A 3,118-nucleotide genomic window follows, 5' to 3' on the forward strand; every position below is an offset into this window, starting at 1 on the left:
TTAAAACGCTTTTATCTCGAACAAAATTTAACCACGAAAGGTCAACACGCCCTAATTATTCAACCACTAAATTGTTCTGCTAAATCACTTGTGAGATTAGCAAGAAGCAACCAAACAGCAATGAGAAAAGCATCATTGGTCGACCACCTTCAGCACTGTATCTGTCTTCCGCTACCTTCATAAAGCGTTGCTTATGAACCATCACTAGCGGAACAAACACGGCTAAGAAAACTAAGATGATACCTGCATAGTTCAACACTTGTAGGAACTTATCTGCAGCAAGCAGTGAACCCGCCAGAGGCAAGATGAAACTAATGCAGTAAGTGACCGCTGTATTTTGGTTGAACATGTCTTTGTTTTGGTTGAACAACGCCATCGCTACACCAAAGAAAGAAGTCAACAACGCCAAGCCGGTGAAGGTAGACAGAACGTTACCCACCCAAGGAGACTGAGCCTCAAAAGCCGCCATCAAATCTGATACGTTCTTGAAGCTTCTAAATTGCTCTTCGCTCAAGTTACCAACCACAGCAAACAACCAGCACAAGTAGCACACTAATGGAATCAGAGAACCGATAATAACCATGTTACGCAGCTGTTTGCCTGTCGCTTCGTGGTTGTAAGAAACCAAGGTTGGAATCACAACCATAAAGCCAAAGCTCGTAAACAGGATGGCACTGGTTTTGATTAGATCGACGTGGTCGTGGCTGGTTACCTGCATCAAGTTTTCTTGCGTCATACTTGGTGCCAAAAACACCATGGTTGCAAACAAGCTTGCTAGCATCACAAAGAACAATGCGCGGTTGAGCTTATCAATCACTCCGGTGCCACTTGCGACTACAGCACCAGCAAGTAAAGTAAACGTGATTTGGCTCGTCGTTGCGCTAATGTCTACACCTAAGTTAGACAGTAACTTACTCAGCAAATCACCCGCACCCAGAATGTAGGCCATCAATAGGCAAATCAATAACGCGTAAAGTAGGCCGTTGGTAATCAACTGCCCTTGTTTGCCCAAGGTTTTTCGGGCAATAGAGTTTAATCCTAGACCGCCACCCGCTTTGATGGTCGCTTCTAGAAGTAGTAATGCTGCATAAGTCGTACCGAAGCAGATCAGTACCATAAGCAGTGTGCCGTAAAGCAATCCGAATTGAGCTAATACCATTGGGATCGCAAGCATACCAGCACCGAGAGCGGTACCAGCGATAATTAGGGAGCTACCCATCATTTTAATATTCATTGTTTTTAACTTATTTGTTTAGTTTTTATAGGTGTGAGTCTTCGTACATCAAGCGGATGACAAAGGAGTTCAGATAGAAACAAAGTTATAAAACGAATAACAATAGGAGCGATAAGCAGTAAAGAAGCGTGCAGAGATGTTGTCGAACAAGGTGTTCAAAGGGGAGCTTGTCTTAAAAGAGGTAAAACGAGAAGCGTGAGTTTGCGTTAAGTGATGTGGTGAACCTTCTGTAGGTTCAATAATCGGCGATGTAATCTTGAATTTCATGTATGTGTCCAATAATTAAGTCACATTCCATAGTATTTGAAGCAGCGTATCCATTGCTGCCCTACCTCTGTCATTAGAGGTATTTTCATCTTATCGAATGAGCTTTGAAACACAACGCTATAACCACATTTTTTGCTATTAAATTGAACAAAACAGCCATTTGGATACAAATCGACCACCAAACCGCGTAAAACAATAATCATTATTAATAAAAAGCGGAACTATAAACACCCCACCCCATAAACAACAAAGCTTGTATAAAGAGCACCCAAACATATATGACAGCTACAAAAAAGGCGCTCTTGTAAGCGCCTTTCGTTCGATTATAGCTTTTAAGGCTATAACCTTGAAAGCTATAGTATTGAAGACTGTTGCCTTGATAGCTGTAACTTTGATAGCTGTATCTTTGAAATCTACAGCATCGAAACCTTATTCACCGCGGTAGATACAACCCGCTGTACATGTTTCTTTAATCTCAACCTTGCTCAAAAGTGGCAAGCTTGGTTTAAGTTCATTCCAGATCCACTTAGCCAATACTTCACTTGTCGGGTTTTCTAAACCTTCAATGTCGTTTAGGTAGTAGTGGTCTAAACGGTCGTAAATTGGTTTGAATACAGCTTTAATTTCAGAAAAGTCGATTACCCAACCTGTATGCGGGTCAACTTCGCCTTCTACGTACAAACGAACAAGAAAAGAGTGACCATGCAAACGACCGCACTTATGCCCTTCTGGCACGTGTGGAAGATGGTGGGCTGCTTCAAACATAAACTCTTTGTATAACTCAGTTCTCATTGTGTTTCTCAGGCTAAAAAAATGACACGCAATATTACGTAAAACCAATGCACACTACAAGTTCTATCACCACTGTACGGCCTTATTAGCTGCAAGGGTTCCCCTCAAAAGTTACCGTATCAGTGGTCAAAACGAGGTGCATATTCACATCATGAAAAGTGCTCGCATAGTTCATCAATAAACACCTTCACCTTACGCGGAGTATTCACTCTCTCACGGTAAAGTGCATAAACCGTTCTCTCTTTAAGCGTGTACTGCGATAGGATTTCCACAATTGCGCCAGACTCTACATCTTCTTCGGCTAATTGCCTTGGCAGCATTGCAATACCATAGCCAAAACGAACCGCGACCTTTACTGCTTGCACGCTGTTTACCGTGAGTGTTGGCTTAAGATTTACATCATGGAAATACCCACCAAACTCAAACCTCCACACACCATCATTCTTAAGGTTTGGATCTTCAATTATGGTGTGATTAGCTAAATCAATTGGCGTTGTAATCTCTGTATTATTTTCTAGGTATTTAGGTGAAGCACAAACCAAGTTCTGATTTACAAAGATAGTGCGCGCGATCATGCCTAAGTCTTTCGAAACTAAATCACCAGAACGAATCGCAATGTCATAACCAACCGTCGCGAGATCTTGAACACCATCTGAAAGCATGAGATTGAACGCCACATCTGGGTATTTGTTTGAAAATTTCAAAATGAAGGGCATCAACATGATCTCAGTGAGACCTTTAGGCGCCATAACACTCAAAGAGCCAACCATTTTGATCCGCACCAGCAGTTTTGGACACTGAGTTAAGTGAGTACAATCACTAATG

At 41.9% G+C, this 3,118-nt stretch carries 4 protein-coding genes; all 4 read right to left on the reverse strand.

The genetic code is table 11. The features are described 5' to 3' along the window. Window positions 1-79: 79 nt before the first annotated feature. Window positions 80-1,222, reverse strand: coding sequence for an amino acid permease (locus tag AB6D07_RS22745; protein ID WP_139137530.1), 1,143 nt, complete (start codon window positions 1,220-1,222; stop codon window positions 80-82). An 81-nt stretch (window positions 1,223-1,303) separates the two neighbouring features. Beyond that, a complete protein-coding gene (locus AB6D07_RS22750; protein WP_017103791.1) occupies window positions 1,304-1,501 on the reverse strand; it encodes a hypothetical protein in 198 nt (65 codons plus the stop codon). A 429-nt stretch (window positions 1,502-1,930) separates the two neighbouring features. Beyond that, window positions 1,931-2,293, reverse strand: a complete 363-nt coding sequence (gene queD / locus AB6D07_RS22755) for a 6-carboxytetrahydropterin synthase QueD (RefSeq protein ID WP_009847038.1) — start codon at window positions 2,291-2,293, stop codon at window positions 1,931-1,933. 149 nt (window positions 2,294-2,442) lie between these two features. Continuing rightward, on the reverse strand, window positions 2,443-3,118 hold a 676-nt coding region (locus AB6D07_RS22760; RefSeq protein ID WP_372126212.1), incomplete at its 5' end, for a substrate binding domain-containing protein.

It is taken from the genome of Vibrio sp. 10N.239.312.C11 (genome assembly GCF_041466065.1).
Taxonomy (GTDB): domain Bacteria; phylum Pseudomonadota; class Gammaproteobacteria; order Enterobacterales; family Vibrionaceae; genus Vibrio; species Vibrio tasmaniensis_A.